Here is a 17773-nt window from a genome sequence, read left to right as displayed (position 1 = left end):
CTCGGCGCGGTCGGCCGCGCCACCGCCGAGGCCGACCGCCGCCGCCAGCCAAGCACGCCGATGCCACCAGGACGGCCCTCACCCTGTCGTACACGGACGAAGTCGTCATGCTCGACATCCGTGACGACGGGCGCGGTTTCGTTCCGCAGGAGGCTGCTGAGGGCTTCGGGGTGGAAGGCATGCGCCGGCGGGCCCGCGCGGTGGGTGGCACGCGGGAGGTCGAGTCCGAGCCGGGCCGGGGGAGCGCCGTGGCCGCGGCCGTACCCGTCATACCCGCGGAAGGCGAACGACCGTGAGACTGCTCATCGTGGACGACCACCCGATCGTCCGGGACGGCCCGCGCGCCGCCCTGGGCGCCGAGCCCGGCATGGAGATCGTGGGCGAGGCGGCCGACGGCGCCCAGGCCGTCCGGCTGGCGGCCGAGCTGCGGCCCGACCTCGTCCTCATGGACCTGCGCATGCCCGGCATGGACGGCCTGGCCGCGATCAGGCAGCTGAGCGGGAGCGGGCCGCGGGTGCTGGTGCTCACGACGTTCGACACCGACGTCCTGCCCCCGCCGTGGCCGGACGGCTGGCCGACCACGTGCGCAGGCCGAGGCGGGGCGACCTGAGCAGACGTGAGCTGGAGGTGCTGCGGCTGGTGGCCGGGGGAGCGACCAACCGGCAGGCGGCGGCCGAGCTGTTCATCAGCGAGGCCAGCGTCAAGACGCACCTGCTGCACGCCTACGCCAAGCTCGACGTCCGCGACCGCGCCGCCGCCGTGGCCGAGGCCTTCCGCCGCGGGCTGCTCGGCGGGTAGCCTCCCTCGCCTCATGGACGAATTCCGCATGCGCGAGGGCGGCCTTGCCCGTTTCGTCGCCCCGTTCGCCGCGCCGCTGGCGCTCTTCTTCGCCATCTGCCTGCTGCTCGGGGCCATCTTCACCGGCAGCTCGGCGCTGGGCGTCGTGCTCGGCGCGCTCGCCACGGCGGCCCTGACCGGCGTGCTCGTCGTCAAGCACCGCCGGCTGGTCGCGGGCACGGTCGTGCGCTTCTCGCCGGAGGGCGTGGAGCTGGCCGACGCCCGCGGCTTCAGGGTGCGGCTGCGCTGGCCCGACATCGCCCGGATCGGCGTGGTGGACACCCGGCCGGCCGACCCCCGGCTCCTGGGCCGGCCCGGCGGCGTCCGCGTACGCGTCCAGGCCCTGCGCTCGGTGGGGCTGGTCGGGTGGGGCGAGCGCACGCTCCCGCCGCGGGCGCCGCAGTGGATGCGCGAGCGCCTGGCCCGGGTGCCCGCCGACCCCGTCACCGGACGGCCCGAGGTGGCGATCCCGCTCGGCGAGATCGACCCGCTGTGGGAACGGGGGCCGATGGGCGACTGGGTCCGCCGCCACCGGCCTGATCTCATGCGCTGACAAGCGGGTTGGTTGTGGTCTGCGGGGTGCGGTAGAGTTACCTGCGTCGCCGGGGAGACCCGGCACACCAGCTTGTGAACAGGGTCCCGTCGTCTAGTGGCCCAGGACGCCGCCCTCTCAAGGCGGTAGCGCCGGTTCGAATCCGGTCGGGACTACCACTGTCACAAGCTGAGCGAAGGTCCCGTCGTCTAGTGGCCCAGGACGCCGCCCTCTCAAGGCGGTAGCGCCGGTTCGAATCCGGTCGGGACTACGTTCACTCAAAACGCTCCGGTGCGTCAAGCACCGGGGCGTTTTTGCGTTGCACGGGCCCGCCCCCGAACGGGAACAGGGCCCCACGCCGATCGCGTGGAGCCCTGGCCGTAGCGGGGTCAGGCCGAGGAGCGGGCCTTGAACAGGGCACGGCGGGCCGCCTTGGCGACCTGCTTGTCGGGGTGGACCTGCGAGATCAGGTCGAGCAGCTCCTCCACGTGCGCGTGCGGGATCTTCCAGATCACTTCGAGCAGCCCGTTGACCATGTCGGGGCCGATGTCCTGCAGGCTGCTGACGAACTCGGAACGCCCCAGCCCGGCCGAGATCGTCCACATGTCGAGGATCAGCCAGTGGGTGTCGTCCTGGGTGGGCTCGGGCGCCCCCTCGATCTCCAGCTGGCTCAGGTGCGTCGCCGCGTACGGCCGCAGCGACGGCTGCTTGAGCGCCTCCTGCCAGGCCGGGACGGCGGCCTCGCCCAGTGTGCCGACCACGCTGGCGGCCTGCACCCGGATCAGGGCGTCGCTCTCGTCCTCGGCGGCGGCGTCGAGCAGCTCCTCGGCGGCCTTGGCCGGCTCCCTGAGCCGCATCCAGGCCGCGAACTCGGCGTCGGCCTCGTCCTCGGGCAGCTCGGCGCTCAGCGCGAGCAGCTCGTGGGCGCTCATCGACTCGATCGCGGGCCGGGCGTCGACCTCGATGTCGGCGTCGTCGACCAGGTGGACGACGCCCTCGGTGCCCAGCGGGGTGAGACGCACGGTGGTGCCCTCGACCTCGATCATGCCGTAGCCGACCAGCCAGTCGATGGCGGGGGCCAGCGGGTCGCCGGCCGCCTCCCAGGCGTCGCCGCCCAGCTCGTCGAGGTCGGCGGCGGCCTCGGCCAGCTCGCGGGCCAGGTCGTCGCGCTCGCGCGAGCCGCCGGCCAGCAGCAGCCTGACCAGCAGGCCCCGGGTCAGGCCGGCCAGCGCCATCGTCAGGTCGTCGTCGTCGAGCTCGGGGTCGCCGTAGTCGACGGAGTGCAGGCCGAGCATCCAGGCGTCGAGGACGTCCTCGTCGTCGTCGAACGGCCACTCGGAGGTGTCGTCCTGGACGGCCACGGTGTTGCCCTCGCCCGGTTCGAGGAACTCCAGGTCGACGGCGAGGTTCCAGATGTTCCAGAGCTGCGGGACCGCCTCGGCCACCGGGCCGTCGGTCTCGGGCCTGGGCAGGCCGACGACGGCCAGCGCCTCCTCCACCTCGGCGTCGGTGAGCAGGGTGTCCTCGCCGACGCGGCGGCCGGAGCCCACCCACAGCGCCAGGTCGCGGGCCTTGCCGACCAGCGGCGCCTGGCGGGCGGCCGCGGCCAGCTCGGAGTCGGGCCGCAGCCTGATCGTGTCGAGCTCGGCCAGTTCGTCGGCGAACGCCTCGAAGTCGCCCAGGTCGCCGGTCTCGTCCTCGTCGTCACCTGCGCCGTCGTCGTCGAGCAGCTCCTCCATGAGCTCGACGAACTCGTCCTCGACGTCGTCGAGCTCGGCCTGCAGATCGGCGAGGGTGTCGGAGCCCTTGGCGAGCCTGCCGGTCTGGGAGAGGAACGTCAGGTACGCGTCGACGGCGGGCAGCATGCCGTCGGCGGCGGCGTCGGGATCCTCCACGACCTTCGGCATGCGGTCGAGCAGCAGGTTGCGCAGGTCGGCACGCTTCCACGTGCCGAGGTCCTGCGAGAAGGCGAGACGGTGCCAGAGTGCGGCAGGCCCCACGAGCTCGGGGTCGCTTCCGGGCGCGTTGGAGCGCGCCCACATGATGAACTCTTCGAGCAGGGGTCGCAGCTCAGTGGCGGCTACCTCGATGCGATCTGTCACGCACTCAGGCTAGTGCGCCCACGAGGCAGTCGGCCCCCGAAATACGAGCTTTCGCCGATCATGACGTGCGGCGCATGGCCTCGGTGATGCGTTCTGCGGCCGCCATGACGGGTACGGCGTGCAGCCGGCCGGGCGCTCTGGTGAGCCGCTCGATGGGCCCGGAGACCGAGACGGCGGCGATCACCTTGCCTCCGCTGCCCCTTATGGGGGCGGACACGCTGGCCACCCCCTGCTCCCGCTCGCCGACGCTGTGGGCCCATCCGCGGCGCCGTACGGAGGCGAGGGTGGCGGCGGTGAACTTGGCGCCGCGCAGGCCCCTGTGCAGCCGGTCCGGCTCCTCCCAGGCCAGCAGGATCTGGGCCGCCGAGCCCGCCGTCATCGGCAGCGCAGAGCCCACCGGGACGGTGTCGCGCAGGCCGCTGGCCCGCTCGGCCGCCGCCACGCAGACCCGCTCGTCACCCTGGCGCCGGTAGAGTTGCGCGCTCTCGCCGGTCAGGTCGCGCAGCTGCGTCAGCACGGGCGAGGCCACCGCGAGCAGCCGGTCCTCGCCGGCCGCCGTGGACAACTCCGACAGCCGCGGCCCGAGCACGAATCGGCCCTGCGTGTCGCGGCTCACGATGCGGTGGTGCTCAAGTGCGACGGCCAGCCGGTGGGCCGTGGGGCGGGCCAGGCCGGTGGCCTGGACGAGCTGAGCCAGGGAAGCGGGACCCGCTTCGAGGGCATTGAGTACAAGAACGGCCTTGTCGAGTACTCCGACTCCGCTAGAGTTGTCCATACACCGATACTGCCGTCTCGACATATGAGAAAGCAAGTCGGAGGCAATCTCAAGGAGGAGATCATGGGCCGCACACTGGCCGAGAAGGTCTGGGAGCAGCACGTCGTCCGCCGTGCGGAGGGCGAACCCGACCTGCTCTACATCGACCTGCACCTCATTCACGAGGTGACCAGTCCGCAGGCGTTCGACGGACTCCGTCTCGCCGGCCGGAAGGTGCGCAGGCCCGATCTCACCATCGCCACCGAGGACCACAACGTTCCGACCGTCCTCGGCCCGATCTCCGACCCCGTCTCCAAGGCCCAGGTCGAGACGCTGCGCAAGAACGCCGCCGAGTTCGGCATCAGGCTGCACCCGATGGGCGACGCCGGCCAGGGCGTGGTGCACATCATCGGCCCGCAGTTCGGCCTGACCCAGCCGGGCATGACGATCGTGTGCGGCGACTCGCACACCTCCACCCACGGCGCCTTCGGCGGCATCGCGTTCGGCATCGGCACCTCCGAGGTCGAGCACGTCCTGGCCACCCAGACGCTGCCCGCCTACCGGCCGAAGACGATGGCCATCGAGGTCTCGGGCGAGCTGCCCGCCGGCGTCACGGCCAAGGACCTGATCCTGGCGATCATCGCCAAGATCGGCACCGGCGGCGGCCAGGGCTACATCGTCGAGTACCGCGGCGAGGCCGTGCGCAAGCTCTCCATGGAGGGCCGCATGACCGTCTGCAACATGTCCATCGAGGCGGGCGCCCGCGCCGGCGTGATCGCCCCGGACGAGACCACCTTCGCCTACCTCAAGGACCGCCAGCACGCCCCCAAGGGCGAGCTGTGGGACCAGGCCGTCGAGTACTGGAAGTCGCTGCGCACCGACGACGACGCCGTGTTCGACAAGGTCGTGGAGATCGACGCCACGACCCTGACCCCGTACGTCACGTGGGGCACCAACCCCGGCCAGGGCCTGCCGCTGGGCGAGTCCGTGCCCAGCCCCGACAGCTTCGCCGACCCGGTCGAGCGCTCGGCCGCCGAGCGCGCGCTGGAGTACATGGGCCTGACCGCGGGCACGCCGCTGCGCGAGATCGAGGTCGACACCGTGTTCGTCGGCTCGTGCACCAACGGCCGCATCGAGGACCTGCGCTCGGCCGCCGAGATCCTGCGCGGCCGCCAGGTCCGCACCCGCACGCTGATCGTGCCCGGCTCGATGCTGGTCAAGCTCCAGGCCGAGCAGGAGGGCCTGCACGAGGTGTTCAAGGCCGCCGGCGCCGAGTGGCGCGAGGCCGGCTGCTCGATGTGCCTCGGCATGAACCCCGACACGCTCCAGCCCGGCGAGCGCAGCGCCTCCACCTCCAACCGCAACTTCGAGGGCCGCCAGGGCAAGGGCGGACGCACCCACCTGGTGTCGCCGCAGGTCGCCGCCGCGACCGCCGTCACCGGCCGCCTGACCGCCCCCGCCGACCTGTAAGGAGAACGACCGATGGACGCCTTCACCACCCACACCGGTACGGCGGTGCCGCTGCGCCGCAGCAACGTCGACACCGACCAGATCATCCCGGCCGTCTGGCTCAAGCAGGTCAGCCGCACCGGCTTCGAGAAGGGCCTGTTCGCCGCCTGGCGCGAGGACCCGACGTTCGTCCTGAACGACCCGTCCTACGAGGGCGGCTCGATCCTGGTCTCCGGCCCCGACTTCGGCACCGGCTCCTCCCGCGAGCACGCCGTGTGGGCCCTGCAGCAGTACGGCTTCCGCGCCGTGATCGCCGCCCGCTTCGGCGACATCTTCCGCAACAACTCCACCAAGATGGGCCTGCTGCCGGTCGTCCTGCCCGGCGAGAAGGTCGAGGCCCTGCAGGCCGCCGTCGAGGCCGACCCCAAACTCCAGGTGACCGTCGACCTGCTGGAACGTCAGGTCCGCTGGGCCGGCGAGGTCGTGCCGTTCGAGATCGACGACTACACCCGCTGGCGGCTCACCGAAGGCCTGGACGACATCGGGCTGACCCTGCGTCACGCCGACGATGTGGCCACGTACGAGAATGGTCGGCAGCCATGGCTGCCGACGACCGTCTAGAGGACGACCGACTGGCGCGGCGGTTGCGCGAGGCGCACCGCCGCGTCCGCATGCTCCCCGCCGCCGACAAGGAACGGGCGGCCCGCCGCTACCTGTCCATCTGCGATCTCGCCAAGCGCGATCCGGAAAGGGCGGCCGCCCGCCTCGACGCCTTTTTGAGCGCTCTCGACACGCCACGCGAGGGGAAAAACACGCAGGGTGATTGAGTTCCCCCGCGATCCCGCCTACTTTCGAGCGCGTAAGGGGTTTCTACGTCGAACTCGAGAGCTGGAACCCCGAGCCGTCACTGGGGGAGCAGGACTTTCATGAACAAGCGAGAGCTCGTCGACGCCATCACCGATCGGGTGGGCGACAAAAGGACGGCCACCGAGGCCGTCAACGCGGTCATCGAGGCCATCCAGAAGGCTGTGGCGAGCGGGGACAAGGTCTCCATCACGGGCTTCGGCGCGTTCGAGATGGTGAACAAGCCCGCCCGCACTGCCAGGAACCCGTCGACCGGCGCCGAGATCAAGGTCGCCGAGAGCTGGGCGCCCAAGTTCCGTCCCGGCTCTGAATTCAAGGACCTGGTGAACGAGGGCGGCAAGCAGGTCGGCAAGAAGAAATAGTCTCAGCGGACATCACGCCCGGGCGGCCCACGCCCGGGCGTTCGCTGTTTTCCGGGACCGCGTCGTCATTCGGGCGCGGGAATCGGGAACGTCGACAGCGTGATGTAGGTGATCTCCCCGCCGTCGGTGGCGAGATTCACCCGCTGCCCCGTGCGCAGCAGCCGCAGCGGCCCCGCGTCGAAGGCGCGCGTGCCGAACTCCAGCACCGTCCCGTCGTCGAGGAAGACCGAGCCGGAACGGGTGACCTCGTCGAAGCTGCGTACCGTCGCCTGCACGCCGACCAGCCTAAGCCGATCGCCGCCCGGCGGGCGAGAGGCGGCCCGGAGGATCACGCGTCCGGCCACAGGTCGGCGACCACCGCCGCCGTGTGCCGGCCCAGCCCCAGGACGAGGGCCGCGCGCAGGTCGTCGGGGGTGTCCACGTCCCGCCGGAGCGAGTCGATCCCCGGCGGGCACAACTCCTTCGCGCCGCCGCCCAGGTGCTTGGCCCGCGACTCGCCGCCGAACCGCGGCGTGAACGGCCGGCCGGGAAGAACGCCGTAGAACGTCGTGCCGACCTCCTGCGCGTCCGGCACGAACGACTGGTCGAACTCGGCCGCCGCCGTCAGCGCCGTCGCCAGCTCGGCCGGTCGCAGCGCCGGCAGGTCGGCCTGGAGGGCGCCCACCGCGTCACCGGGAGCGACGCGTACGGCATGGGCCGCGCCCGTGCGCAGCGCGGTGTTGAGCCCTCGGTCGGGATCGTGCACCACCTCCGCCCCCAGCGCCCCCAGCGGCCCCGCCGCGGCCGGATCGGCGGTCACCACGACCACCCGCGCCACCATCGGGCACGCCAGCGCCGCCGCCACGGTGTCGCAGGCCACGGCCACGGCCAGCCGCGTACGATGCGGCCCCGTGGCGGCGGCCAGCCGGGTCTTCGCCGCGACCAGCGTCTTCACCGGAATGACCAGAGACCAGCGGTTGCTCATAGGCTTAAGCATCTCGCCTCGACATCCCACGCGGCCAACCGGGAGACTTGGGGCGAATACCGTACGGGTTGGAGGAGAGCATGAGCCGCCCCACGCGACCTTCGCGTTTCTGGGAGTCATTCGCCGTAGCGGTGGTGAAGCCGCTGTCGACGCTCCTGGTCAAGAGGGACTGGCGCAACGGCGAGCGTCTCCCGCGCACCGGCGGCATCATCATCGCGGCCAACCACCTGTCCTGGACCGATCCCGTCCTGCTGTCGCACTTCCTGTTCAACAACGGCCGCTGGCCCGTCATCCTGGCCAAGGCCGCGCTGTTCAAGGTGCCCTTCCTGGGCCCGGCGCTCAACGGCCTGCTGGCCATCCCCGTCGAGCGGGGCAGCAGCGAGGCGGCCAGGTCGCTCAGCTCCTCGGCCCAGCGGCTGCGCGACGGCGCCGCCATCCTGTTCTACCCCGAGGGCACCTGCACCCGCGATCCCGACCTGTGGCCCATGGTGGGCAAGACCGGCGCGGCCCGGCTGGCGCTGGAGAGCGGCGTGCAGGTCATCCCCGTCGCCCACTGGGGCGCCCAGGAGCTGCTCCCGTACGGCGCGAAGAAGCCCAGGCTGTTCCCGCGCAAGACCTTCCACGTGACCGTCGGCCCACCGGTCGACCTGTCCAAGTACGAGGGGCAGCCCCTGCGGGCCAGTGTGCTGCGGGAGGCGACCGCCGACATCATGGCGGCCATCACCGAGCAACTGACCGAGCTGCGCGGCGAGAAGGCCCCCGAAACTCCCTACGACCCCGCCAGGCGGTGATGGCATGACAAAGGCAGCCGTTTTCGGCACGGGTTCGTGGGGCACCACGTTCGCCATGGTCCTCGCCGAGGCGGGCAACGAGGTGACGCTGTGGGGGCGCAGGCCCGAGCTGGTCGAGGCGATCGACAAGGACCACGCCAACCCCGACTACCTGCCCGGCGTGACGCTGCCCGAGGCCCTGCGCGCCACCACCGACCCGGTGCGCGCGCTCGACGGCGCCGACTTCGTGGTGCTCGCCGTGCCCTCGCAGATGTTGCGGCCCAACCTGACCGCCTGGCGCGAGCACATCCCGTCCGGAGCGGTCCTGGTCAGCCTCATGAAGGGCGTCGAGCTCGGCACGACCAAGCGCATGAGCGAGGTGATCCGCGAGGTCGCCGAGGTGCCCGAGGAGCGGGTCGCGGTGGTGTCCGGCCCCAACCTGGCCAAGGAGATCGCCCACCGGCAGCCCGCCGCCACGGTCGTCGCCTGCACCGACGAGTCGGTCGCCGAACGCCTCCAGGCGGCCTGCCACCTGCCGCCGTGGTTCCGGCCGTACACCAACACCGACGTGGTCGGGGTCGAGCTGGGCGGCGCGGTGAAGAACGTGATCGCGCTGGCCGTGGGCGTCTCGGCGGGCATGGGCATGGGCGACAACGTCAGCGCCATGCTCATCACCAGGGGCCTGGCCGAGATCTCCCGCCTGGGCGCCGCGCTCGGCGCCGACCCCCACACCTTCGCCGGCCTGGCCGGCATGGGCGACCTGGTCGCCACCTGCACCTCGCCGCTGTCGCGCAACCGCACCTTTGGCGAGAACCTGGGCCGCGGCATGACCCTCGCCGAGGTCGTCGCCGCCACCAAGCAGACCGCCGAGGGCGTGAAGTCCTGCGAGTCCGTCCTCGAACTGGCCAGGAAGCACGACGTCGAGATGCCGATCACCGAGGTCGTCGTCGGGGTCGTGCACGACGGCATGTCGCCGTCGGAGGCGGGCATGCTGCTCATGTCCCGCTCGCCCAAACCCGAACGGTACGGCGTGTGAATCCGGACGTCACCGCGCGCTCGACTCGCTGTCAGGGGGACACCCCGGTAGATTCGGACGTCATGAGCAAGCCACGCGTCGCCGTCGTTTTCGGAGGTCGCAATTCTGAGCATGCCGTGTCCCTCATGGGCGCGGGCAGCGTGCTGGATGTGATCGACAGGAGTAAGTACGAGGTGATCCCCGTCGGGATCGCCCAGGACGGCAGGTGGGTGCTCGCCGCGTCCGACCAGCGGTTCGCCATCGAGGCCGGGCAACTGCCCGAGGTCGACACCTCGGGCGCCGCGCTCGCGCTGCCCAGCGGCGGCACCGGGCTGGTCGCCTACGACCCCGGCAGCATCCCGGTCGAGCTCGGCTCGGTCGACGTGGTCTTCCCCGTCATGCACGGCCCGTTCGCCGAGGACGGCACCATCCAGGGCCTGCTGGAGATGGCCGGCGTCCGCTACGTCGGCTCCGGCGTGCTGGCCAGCGCCGTCGGCATGGACAAGGCCCACATGAAGACCGTGATGGCCGCCGCCGGGCTGCCGATCGGCCGATACGTCGTCGTCCGCGACCGCGACTGGCGGCTCAACCGCGAGTGCGTGCTGAAGGAGGCCGAGGAGCTCGGCTTCCCGGTGTTCGTCAAGCCCGCCCGGGCCGGCTCCTCGCAGGGCATCTCCAAGGCCCACGACCGCGCCGAGCTGGAGTCGGCCGTCGAGTCCGCCAGGCTGCACGACCCCAAGGTGCTCATCGAGGCCGCGATCGAGGGCCGCGAGATCGAGTGCGCGGTGCTGGAGTCGCTCGGCGACGAGCCCGCCGCCGCGTCGATCCCCGGCGAGGTCAAGGTCGAGGGCGGCCAGGAGTTCTTCGACTTCGAGGCCAAGTACTACCCCGACCAGATGTCGCTCACCGTGCCCGCCGACATCCCGGCCGAGACCGCCGAAGAGCTGCGCGCGATGGCCGTACGGGCCTTCGAGGCGCTCGACTGCGAGGGCCTGTCCAGGGTCGACTTCTTCTACACGCCCGACGGCCGGCTGGTCTTCAACGAGATCAACACGATGCCCGGGTTCACCTCGCTGTCGGTCGCGCCGCAGCTCTGGGCGGCCTCGGGGGTGTCCTACCCGGCGCTGGTCGACCGGCTGATCCAGCTCGCGCTGTCGCGCTCAGCCGGACTGCGTTGAGAGCGCCCGCCCGATCGGCCCCGACAGCTGCGCGAGCACGTCGGGCGCCGAGTGGTCGCCGCCGGCCGTGACCTCCACGTACGTGGGCGCGGCCACGGCGGTGAACAGGATGGGCTTGTCCGGGTCGGCGAACCAGCCCACCCCGTTGATCTCCTGGAGCTGGTCGGTCGGCGCCATCCGGGCAGGCCGCGGCACGCCGCAGCGCAACGCGATGGACGACTCCCCCCAGACCGCCACGTACGGCGAGGCCGGCTCCGACACGCCGCGCTCGGCGCCGTCGAGCGTCTTGGGCAGCAGGGAAGCGAGCCTGTCACAGGCCGCCGCCGCCTCCCCCGAAGGCTTGGGCGGATCGACCTGTACGGCGCCGCCGCAGCCGGCGAGTGCGAGAAGAAGAAGCAGAACAGCGGCGGCGCGCATGGAACCCGAACCTCGAATGTGTCAGATATGAACGATCGGACACGTAAGAGTACGCGTGATCCCCTCCACCGCCTGAATCTGCGCCACGACCAGCTTGCCCAGCTCGTCGACGTTGCGCGCCTCCGCGCGGACGATCACGTCGTAGGGCCCCGTCACGTCTTCCGCCTGGGTGACCCCCGGAATTCCGGAGATCTCCTCGGCAACGGCGGCGGCCTTGCCGACCTCGGTCTGAATAAGGATGTAGGCCTGCACCATCACGTCCTCCCGGGCGATTGGATCACGCCGAAGGGCCACCGTACCCTGTGTGCATCAGGAGGTGCGTCATCACAGTCGGAGATCTCGGCGAATTCGGTGTCGTAAATCGTATTGCCGGACGTCTGCCCCAGGGAGAGGGGGTCATGCTCGGCCCCGGTGACGACGCCGCCATGGTCGCCGCGCCCGACGGCAGGGTGGTCGTGTCGACCGATCTGCTGGTCGAGCGCAGGCACTTCCGCCTCGACTGGTCCGGCGGGCGCGACGTGGGCCGCAAGGCCGCCGCCCAGAACCTGGCCGACATCGCCGCCATGGGAGCCGTGCCGACGTCCATCGTGGTCGGGCTCGGCATCCCGCCCGACCTGCCCGTGGCCTGGCTCGACGCCCTGACCGACGGGTTCCGCGAGGAGTGCGCGGTGGTCGGCGCGAGCGTGGTCGGGGGCGACATCACCCGCTCCGACCTGGTGGTCATCGGGGTCACCGCGCTGGGCGACCTGCGCGGGCGGGCGCCGGTGACGCGGTCCGGGGCGCGGCCGGGGGAGGTGGTGGCCGTGGCCGGGCGGCTGGGGTACGCCGCCGCCGGGCTGGCCCTGCTGGGGGCCGGGGTCGCCGCGGGCTCCGCCGTGCTGGAGGAGGCGGTGGCTGCCCATCGGCGGCCCTGCCCGCCGTACGAGGAGGGGCCGCGGGCGGCCGAACTGGGCGCGAGCGCGATGCTCGACGTCAGCGACGGCCTGGTGCAGGACCTCGGGCACGTCGCCGAGGCCAGTGGCGTACGCGTCGAGCTGGATCCCGAGGCGTTCACCGTGGGGGAGCCGGTGGCGGCGGCGGCCAAGGAGCTGGGGAACGATCCACTCGAATGGGTGCTCACGGGTGGCGAGGATCACGCGCTCGCCGCGGTCTTCCCCTCTGACGTACGGCTGCCGCCGGCGTGGCAGGTCGTGGGCCGGGTGGTCGAGGGGGAGGGCGTCCTGGTGTACGGCCGCGAGATGGGACAAGGCGGCTGGGATCACTTTCGGTGATGACTTGTCCCGATTTACGTGAAATTTTCCTGGTTTGGGGTAGCACTAGCGGGATTGTTGTGACAAGGACGTAGCAAAGGTGTTATGAAGATTGGCGGCCACTGTAACCGCGAGAAAGGGCACACATGGGCCGCCACGGCACCGGTGGATCCGACGATGGGGATGAACGGGGGAACGGCAGCGCTTTCTGGGGTCCCGACGACCCGGCCGAGGCGCCGGGCTGGCCGGCGTTGCCGGACCAGGTCGAGGTGACGGGGCAGTGGGCCCCGATGCCGCGCCGCGAGGACGGCCCGCCGCAGCGCGGCAGGCAGCCCGAGCCGTTCGAGACCACGGGGGCCTTCGCTGTGCCCGCCGACGCCGCCCCAGGGTTCACGCCGTCCGACGACCCCGCCGGCTCCTTTCCGCCGCCGTCCGGTCCCGCGTTCTCCGGGTCTCCCTACTCTGAGCCGAACGGCCCCGCCTTCTCCGGGTCTGCGTACTCAGAGTCGAACGGGCCCGGGTTTCCCGGGGCTCCGTACCCTGAGCCGAACGGGGCCGGGCCGTTCGAGGTGACGGGCGCCTTCGCCCGCCCGGCCGACTGGGACGCCGTCGGGCCCTCTGGTGGGCCGCCGTCCCAGCCCGGCGCCACGCCCGCCTTCGGCGCCCCGCCCAGCTTCGACGCCTCCGGCCGCACCACCGGCCCCTTCGACGCGCCCCAGCGCAACACGGGCCCGTTCGACGCCCCTCAGCGCAACACGGGCCCGTTCGACGCCCCTCAGCGGAACACCGGTCCGTTCGACGCCTCTGGCCGCAACACGGGTCCGTTCGACGGGCAGGGCAGGAACACCGGCCCCTTCGACGCCCAGGAACCCGGTGGCACGGCCAGGTTCGACCTGCCGGAGCCGGGCAGCACCGCGAGGTTCGACGTGCCCGGCGGCCCCGACGGCGGCTTCCCGGGGAGGCCGCCGGAGCCCGGTGACGTGAAGGTGGCCGGGGAGCCGACCGCCGTGCACACCCCCGCCTGGGCGGAGGCCGAGACCGGCTTCCTGCGCTCGGGCTGGTCCTCCGACCAGGACCTCGACGAACTCGACGAGACCGACGAGTCCCGCGGTCGCCGCCGCGGCGGACGGCGCAGGTCGTCCGGTGGCGGCGACGGCGGTGGCGACGACGACGGCCCGAACGCCCCCACCGGCGGCGGCAGGGGCAGAGGCAAGGGCAACGGCAACAACAAGGGACGCCTGGCGCTGCTGTCGGTCGCCGCCGTGGCCGTCGTGCTCGGCGGCACGGTCGCCGGCGTGAAGCTCATGAGCTCCTCGGGCGACCCCGGCACGTGCGCGGACGCGAGCTGCGCCGCCGTCCACACCAGCACCAGCCCCTCGACCGCCACGGTCTCCGACCCCACGGACGAGGAGGAGCCCTCGGAGGAGCCAACGGACGAGCCGTCGGAGGACGAAGACGCGAGCACGCCCTCCGACGCCCCGACGACCACCGCCCCCACGTACGGCAACCGGCCCCCGCGCCGCAGCTCGGCCCCCACCCCCACGCCCACCAGGACGAGGCCGAAGCCCTCGACCAAGCCGACGCGGGCCCCCGAGCCGCCACCCGAGGAGGCGATCACCGAGACCCCGACCGACGACGCCACGACCGTGGGCAACACCGACGGCGGCGTGGTGCCCACGGTGGGCAGCAGCGCCGTGCCCGAGACCACCTCGACGGCCGGTTACGGCGGGAGCGGCGGCTCGGTGAACGTGCGGCAGACGGTCAAGCAGCGGCTCACCGCGTACTCGGCCACGCTGCGCGTCACCAACCAGTCGCAGGCTCCGCTGGACAACGCGACCTTCTCCCTGCCGGTAGAGGGCCGCGTCACGAACGTGAACGGCGGCGCCTGGACCCAGGACGGCGACCTGCTGATCATCGACCTGTCGGGCTCGCTGGCCGCCGGCGACTCGGTGGACGTCACGTACTCGGCGACGGGGAAGGCGCAGGAGCCGGGCGCGTGCGGGCTGGTCGGCGGGGAGTGCGCCATCGGCTGAGTGCCGGACAAGTCCGGGTCGAGTGGTTGGATGGGGTTCATGACGACCCCTCCACGTGTGCTGACCGTCGCGGGCTCCGATTCGGGAGGCGGCGCGGGCATCCAGGCCGACCTGAAGACCATGATGGCGATGGGCGTGCACGGCATGAGCGTGATCGCCGCCGTCACGGCCCAGAACTCGCTGGGTGTCCAGGGCTACTGGGAGCTGCCGCCGGAGGCCGTACGCGCGCAGCTCGACTCCGTGCTGGGCGACATCGGGGCGCAGGCGGTCAAGACCGGGATGCTGGCCTCGCCGGTGCTGGTGGAGACGGTGGCCGAGGTGCTGGGGGCGTACGGCGCGCCGGTGGTGGTCGATCCCGTCGGGGTCTCCAAGCACGGGGACTCCCTGCTCGCCCCCGCGGCCGTCGACACGCTCAGGACCCGTCTGCTGCCCGTCGCCACCGTCGTGACGCCCAACCTGTGGGAGGTGGAGCAGCTCACCTCCGTCAAGGTCGAGGGCGAGGACGACCTGCGCCGGGCCGCCGACGCGGTGCTCGCGCTCGGCCCGGCCTGGGCCCTCATCAAGGGCGGCCACCTGCCCGGCGCTCCCGTCGACCTCCTGACCGACGGCGCGACCGAGTACCGCTTCGCCGCCGAACGCCTCGACAACCGCCACACCCACGGCACGGGCTGCACTCTGGCCTCGGCCCTCGCCTCCCGCCTCGCGCTGGGCGACGACGTCCCGACGGCGGTGGGGAAGGCCAAGGAGTACGTGACGGGCGCGATCGCCCACGGCTTCCCCCTGGGCGACGGCATCGGCCCGGTCGACCACGCCTGGCTCTGGCACTGACCCTCCCCGCTTTCAGGGCCCCACCCTGCCCCCCGCCCCCGGACCTGCTCAGCCCCACCCCTCGCCCACCGTTCCCCAGCGGGACCAGTGGGGAATCGCCTGGGGTCAGCGGGGGAGGGGCTGGGGGCAGTGGGGGCCCCTGGGGCCGGCGCCGCCTGGGGGCGGACTACCGGGGGCGGCGGGGGGAGGGGCCAGCGACCGACCTCCTGGGGCCAATACCAGGGGCAGCGGGGGACCTCCTGGGGTCACCAAGAACCACCCGGGGAGTAGCGGAATCTCCTGGGGTCACCGGAGACGACCTGGGGGCAGCCGGGGAGCGGGTGGGGGTGACGGAGGATCGGTGGGGGCGGCGGCGGGCACGACGAAAGCCCGCCGCTCCCTCACCGGGAGCGACGGGCTTCGCGAAAGACGAGAACTAGCGGGTGACCTTGCCCGCCTTGATGCACGAGGTGCACACGTTCAGCTTCTTCGGCGTGCCGCCGATGACCGCGCGGACCGTCTGGATGTTGGGGTTCCAACGACGACGGGTACGGCGGTGGGAGTGGGACACGTTGTTGCCGAAGGTCGGCCCCTTGCGGCAGACATCGCAGACGGAAGCCACGGTATCGCTCCTTAAAACAGTCGATGTAGCCCTGTCCGCTGATGCTTTCCGGGCGGAGGGCATGCCGGGACAACCGGCCAGCCAGACGAGAATATCTGATCCACACCATTGGGCGCGAACCAGAGCACTGGACGGTGACCGGTGCGGGGATATTCTCCTCCAACAAGGTAGCGCATGCGGGGAGGTCGAAGGAGCGCAGATGAAGGCCCTCGACCCGCCCGCGGTGCGCCGCTGGGCCCGCCTGGCCGCCGACGCGCTCGGCGGTGCGAGGTCGGAGATCGACGCCCTCAACGTGTTCCCCGTGGCCGACGGCGACACCGGCACGAACCTGCACCTCACCATGCTGTCCGCGGCCGAGGCCGTCGAGTCCCTGCCCGACGACGTCGACGCGGCCGTGGTGTGGCAGACGCTCGCGTACGGCGCGCTGGTCGGGGCGCACGGCAACTCGGGGGTCATCGTCAGCCAGGCGTTGCGCGGGCTGGCCGAGGTGCTCAAGGACGGTACCGACCTGCGTGCCGGGCTGCTCAGGGCGGCCACGCTCGCCAGGGAGGCCGTGGCCAGGCCGGTCGAGGGCACGGTGCTGAGCGTGCTGGAGTCGGCCGCGCGGGCCGCCCAGGACGTGGACGGCGACGCGGGCGAGGTGGCGCGGCAGGCGGCGCGGGAGGCGCGGGCCGCGTTGCGCCGTACGCCGGGGCAGCTGGAGGTGCTGGCCCGCAGCGGGGTCGTGGACGCGGGCGGGGCGGGGGCGGCGATCGTGCTGGAGACCCTGGCCGCCGTGCTCACGGACTCCTACAGCGATCACTACGACGTGCCCGCGCCGACCGCCCGGGTGACGCCGATGACCGAGGTGGGCGCGGGCTACGAGGTGATGTACCTGCTGGACGCCGACGAGCGCGCCGTGGCCGGGCTGCGCGCCGAGCTCGACGCCATGGGCGAGTCGCTGGTCGTGGTGGGCGGCGAGGGGCTGTGGAACGTGCACGTCCACGTGGCCGACGCGGGGGCGGCGGTGGAGGCGGGGTTGCGGGCGGGACGGCCGTACCGGATCAGGATCACGTACCTGGCCGAGCGTACGCACCGGGGCAGGGCGGGCAGCGGCGTGGTGGCGGTGGCGGCGGGCGACGGGATCGCGGCGCTGTTCGAGGAGAGCGGCGCGGTCGTGGTGCGCCGCGAGCCCGGCACCCGTCCGGCGCTGCCCGAGCTGCTGGCCGCGATCAGGCAGGCGGGCGCGGAGGTGGCCGTGCTGCCGAACGACGAGGGCGTGCTCGCGGTGGCCGTCGCGGCGGCCGAGATCGCCCGCGAGGACGGCGTGGCCGTGAGCGTCCTGCCGACCAGGGCGACCGTGCAGGGGTTGTCGGCGCTGGCCGTGCACGACCCGCTGCGCCGGTTCGACGACGACGTGGTGGCCATGACGGACGCGGCCGGCCACACCAGGCACGGGCATCTGGCGGTGGCGGACAGGGAGGCGTTCACCAGCGCGGGCGTGTGCCGGCCGGGCGACGTGCTGGGCCTGATCGACGGCGACGTGGCGGTCATCGGCGGCGACCTGGAACGCGTGGCGAGGCTGATCGTCGACAGGATGCTGGCGGGCGGCGGCGAGCTGGTGACCCTGGTCACGGGCTCCGGCCTGCCAGAACGGCTCGCCGTCCACCTGGAGGACCACCTGCGGCGCACCCGGCCGGACGTGGACCTGGTCGTCTACGACGGCGAGCAGGGCGGTTACCCGCTGCTGATCGGCGTCGAGTAGCGGCACAGGCCCCTTCCGGGGGCGACTCCAAGCCCCGATGCGGGATTCCTGTCGGCCGCAGGCGGTAGAACTG

General features: G+C 72.3%; 19 protein-coding genes, 2 tRNA genes and 2 pseudogenes. 16 read left to right on the top strand and 7 right to left on the bottom strand.

Annotated features, from left to right (window positions below):
* Positions 1-62: 62 nt before the first annotated feature.
* The 5 genes and pseudogenes from AB0J97_RS06030 to AB0J97_RS06010 form a co-directional block, all read left to right on the top strand.
* A pseudogene (locus AB0J97_RS06030) lies at positions 63-296 on the top strand (ATP-binding protein); the annotation flags it as partial.
* Positions 293-798: pseudogene (locus AB0J97_RS06025) on the top strand (response regulator transcription factor). The pseudogenes AB0J97_RS06030 and AB0J97_RS06025, both read left to right, overlap by 4 nt.
* A 13-nt stretch (positions 799-811) precedes the next feature.
* On the top strand, positions 812-1390 hold the full coding sequence (locus tag AB0J97_RS06020) for a hypothetical protein (RefSeq protein WP_364085048.1): 579 nt from the start codon (positions 812-814) through the stop codon (positions 1388-1390).
* Between the two features lie 82 nt (positions 1391-1472).
* Positions 1473-1548, top strand: a tRNA-Glu gene (locus AB0J97_RS06015).
* A gap of 19 nt (positions 1549-1567) precedes the next feature.
* A tRNA-Glu gene (locus tag AB0J97_RS06010) sits at positions 1568-1640 on the top strand.
* A 118-nt stretch (positions 1641-1758) separates the two neighbouring features.
* On the opposite strand, the gene AB0J97_RS06005 is transcribed toward AB0J97_RS06010, so the two are convergent.
* Together AB0J97_RS06005 and AB0J97_RS06000 are read right to left on the bottom strand one after the other, a co-directional pair.
* Positions 1759-3471, bottom strand: coding sequence for a hypothetical protein (locus AB0J97_RS06005; RefSeq protein WP_364085045.1), 1713 nt, complete (start codon positions 3469-3471; stop codon positions 1759-1761).
* Between the two features lie 58 nt (positions 3472-3529).
* On the bottom strand, positions 3530-4246 hold the full coding sequence (locus tag AB0J97_RS06000) for an IclR family transcriptional regulator (RefSeq protein ID WP_357697664.1): 717 nt from the start codon (positions 4244-4246) through the stop codon (positions 3530-3532).
* A gap of 63 nt (positions 4247-4309) precedes the next feature.
* Here AB0J97_RS06000 and leuC point away from each other — a divergent pair, with 63 nt between their 5' ends.
* From leuC to AB0J97_RS05980, 4 genes are all read left to right on the top strand, one after another.
* Positions 4310-5695, top strand: a complete 1386-nt coding sequence (leuC, locus tag AB0J97_RS05995) for a 3-isopropylmalate dehydratase large subunit (protein WP_364085041.1) — start codon at positions 4310-4312, stop codon at positions 5693-5695.
* A gap of 12 nt (positions 5696-5707) precedes the next feature.
* Positions 5708-6295 carry a 3-isopropylmalate dehydratase small subunit gene (leuD, locus tag AB0J97_RS05990; RefSeq protein WP_357697668.1) on the top strand — a complete coding sequence of 196 codons (588 nt, stop codon included), beginning with the start codon at positions 5708-5710 and terminating at the stop codon, positions 6293-6295.
* Complete coding sequence (locus AB0J97_RS05985; RefSeq protein WP_364085037.1) at positions 6274-6501, top strand: hypothetical protein; 228 nt, start codon at positions 6274-6276, stop codon at positions 6499-6501. Before leuD ends, AB0J97_RS05985 begins: the two co-directional genes overlap by 22 nt.
* 99 nt (positions 6502-6600) lie before the next feature.
* Complete coding sequence (locus AB0J97_RS05980) at positions 6601-6900, top strand: HU family DNA-binding protein (protein ID WP_125637152.1); 300 nt, start codon at positions 6601-6603, stop codon at positions 6898-6900.
* A gap of 65 nt (positions 6901-6965) precedes the next feature.
* Here the strand turns inward: AB0J97_RS05980 and AB0J97_RS05975 are convergent, their stop codons facing one another.
* Together AB0J97_RS05975 and cofC are read right to left on the bottom strand one after the other, a co-directional pair.
* Positions 6966-7175: a hypothetical protein gene (locus AB0J97_RS05975; protein WP_357697673.1), complete on the bottom strand. Its 210-nt coding sequence runs from the start codon at positions 7173-7175 to the stop codon at positions 6966-6968.
* 53 nt (positions 7176-7228) lie between these two features.
* Complete coding sequence (gene cofC / locus AB0J97_RS05970; RefSeq protein ID WP_357697675.1) at positions 7229-7864, bottom strand: 2-phospho-L-lactate guanylyltransferase; 636 nt, start codon at positions 7862-7864, stop codon at positions 7229-7231.
* A gap of 134 nt (positions 7865-7998) precedes the next feature.
* On the opposite strand from cofC, the gene AB0J97_RS05965 reads away from it, so the two are divergent.
* From AB0J97_RS05965 to AB0J97_RS05955, 3 genes are all read left to right on the top strand, one after another.
* Positions 7999-8655 carry a lysophospholipid acyltransferase family protein gene (locus AB0J97_RS05965; protein ID WP_364085032.1) on the top strand — a complete coding sequence of 219 codons (657 nt, stop codon included), beginning with the start codon at positions 7999-8001 and terminating at the stop codon, positions 8653-8655.
* 4 nt (positions 8656-8659) lie between these two features.
* Positions 8660-9670, top strand: coding sequence for an NAD(P)H-dependent glycerol-3-phosphate dehydrogenase (locus AB0J97_RS05960; RefSeq protein WP_357697679.1), 1011 nt, complete (start codon positions 8660-8662; stop codon positions 9668-9670).
* 62 nt (positions 9671-9732) lie between these two features.
* Entirely contained in the window at positions 9733-10827 is a 1095-nt protein-coding gene (locus tag AB0J97_RS05955) for a D-alanine--D-alanine ligase family protein (RefSeq protein ID WP_364085029.1), read from the top strand.
* Here the strand turns inward: AB0J97_RS05955 and AB0J97_RS05950 are convergent.
* Both AB0J97_RS05950 and AB0J97_RS05945 read right to left on the bottom strand, forming a co-directional pair.
* Positions 10810-11244 (bottom strand): DUF3515 domain-containing protein, encoded by a 435-nt coding sequence (locus tag AB0J97_RS05950; protein ID WP_357697683.1) that lies wholly within the window; start codon positions 11242-11244, stop codon positions 10810-10812. The two genes, AB0J97_RS05955 and AB0J97_RS05950, sit on opposite strands and share 18 nt — an antisense overlap.
* A 21-nt stretch (positions 11245-11265) precedes the next feature.
* Complete coding sequence (locus AB0J97_RS05945; RefSeq protein ID WP_125637145.1) at positions 11266-11499, bottom strand: Lrp/AsnC ligand binding domain-containing protein; 234 nt, start codon at positions 11497-11499, stop codon at positions 11266-11268.
* A 53-nt stretch (positions 11500-11552) separates the two neighbouring features.
* On the opposite strand from AB0J97_RS05945, the gene AB0J97_RS05940 reads away from it, so the two are divergent.
* The 3 genes from AB0J97_RS05940 to thiD all read left to right on the top strand — a co-directional run bounded on the left by AB0J97_RS05940 (position 11553) and on the right by thiD (position 15355).
* A complete protein-coding gene (locus AB0J97_RS05940) occupies positions 11553-12515 on the top strand; it encodes a thiamine-phosphate kinase (protein ID WP_364085646.1) in 963 nt (320 codons plus the stop codon).
* A gap of 125 nt (positions 12516-12640) precedes the next feature.
* A complete protein-coding gene (locus AB0J97_RS05935) occupies positions 12641-14527 on the top strand; it encodes a hypothetical protein (protein ID WP_364085024.1) in 1887 nt (628 codons plus the stop codon).
* A gap of 30 nt (positions 14528-14557) precedes the next feature.
* Entirely contained in the window at positions 14558-15355 is a 798-nt protein-coding gene (gene thiD / locus AB0J97_RS05930) for a bifunctional hydroxymethylpyrimidine kinase/phosphomethylpyrimidine kinase (RefSeq protein WP_357697689.1), read from the top strand.
* A 415-nt stretch (positions 15356-15770) separates the two neighbouring features.
* Here thiD and rpmB read toward each other — a convergent pair whose 3' ends face one another.
* Positions 15771-15956 (bottom strand): 50S ribosomal protein L28, encoded by a 186-nt coding sequence (gene rpmB, locus AB0J97_RS05925; protein ID WP_049556934.1) that lies wholly within the window; start codon positions 15954-15956, stop codon positions 15771-15773.
* A gap of 199 nt (positions 15957-16155) precedes the next feature.
* On the opposite strand from rpmB, the gene AB0J97_RS05920 reads away from it, so the two are divergent.
* On the top strand, positions 16156-17700 hold the full coding sequence (locus AB0J97_RS05920) for a DAK2 domain-containing protein (RefSeq protein WP_364085021.1): 1545 nt from the start codon (positions 16156-16158) through the stop codon (positions 17698-17700).
* Positions 17701-17773 lie beyond the last annotated feature (73 nt).

This window comes from Nonomuraea sp. NPDC049607, assembly GCF_040675375.1.
GTDB lineage: Bacteria > Actinomycetota > Actinomycetes > Streptosporangiales > Streptosporangiaceae > Nonomuraea.
The sequence above is the reverse complement of the archived record's forward strand: the minus strand, read 5'-3'. Positions and strand labels throughout refer to the sequence as shown.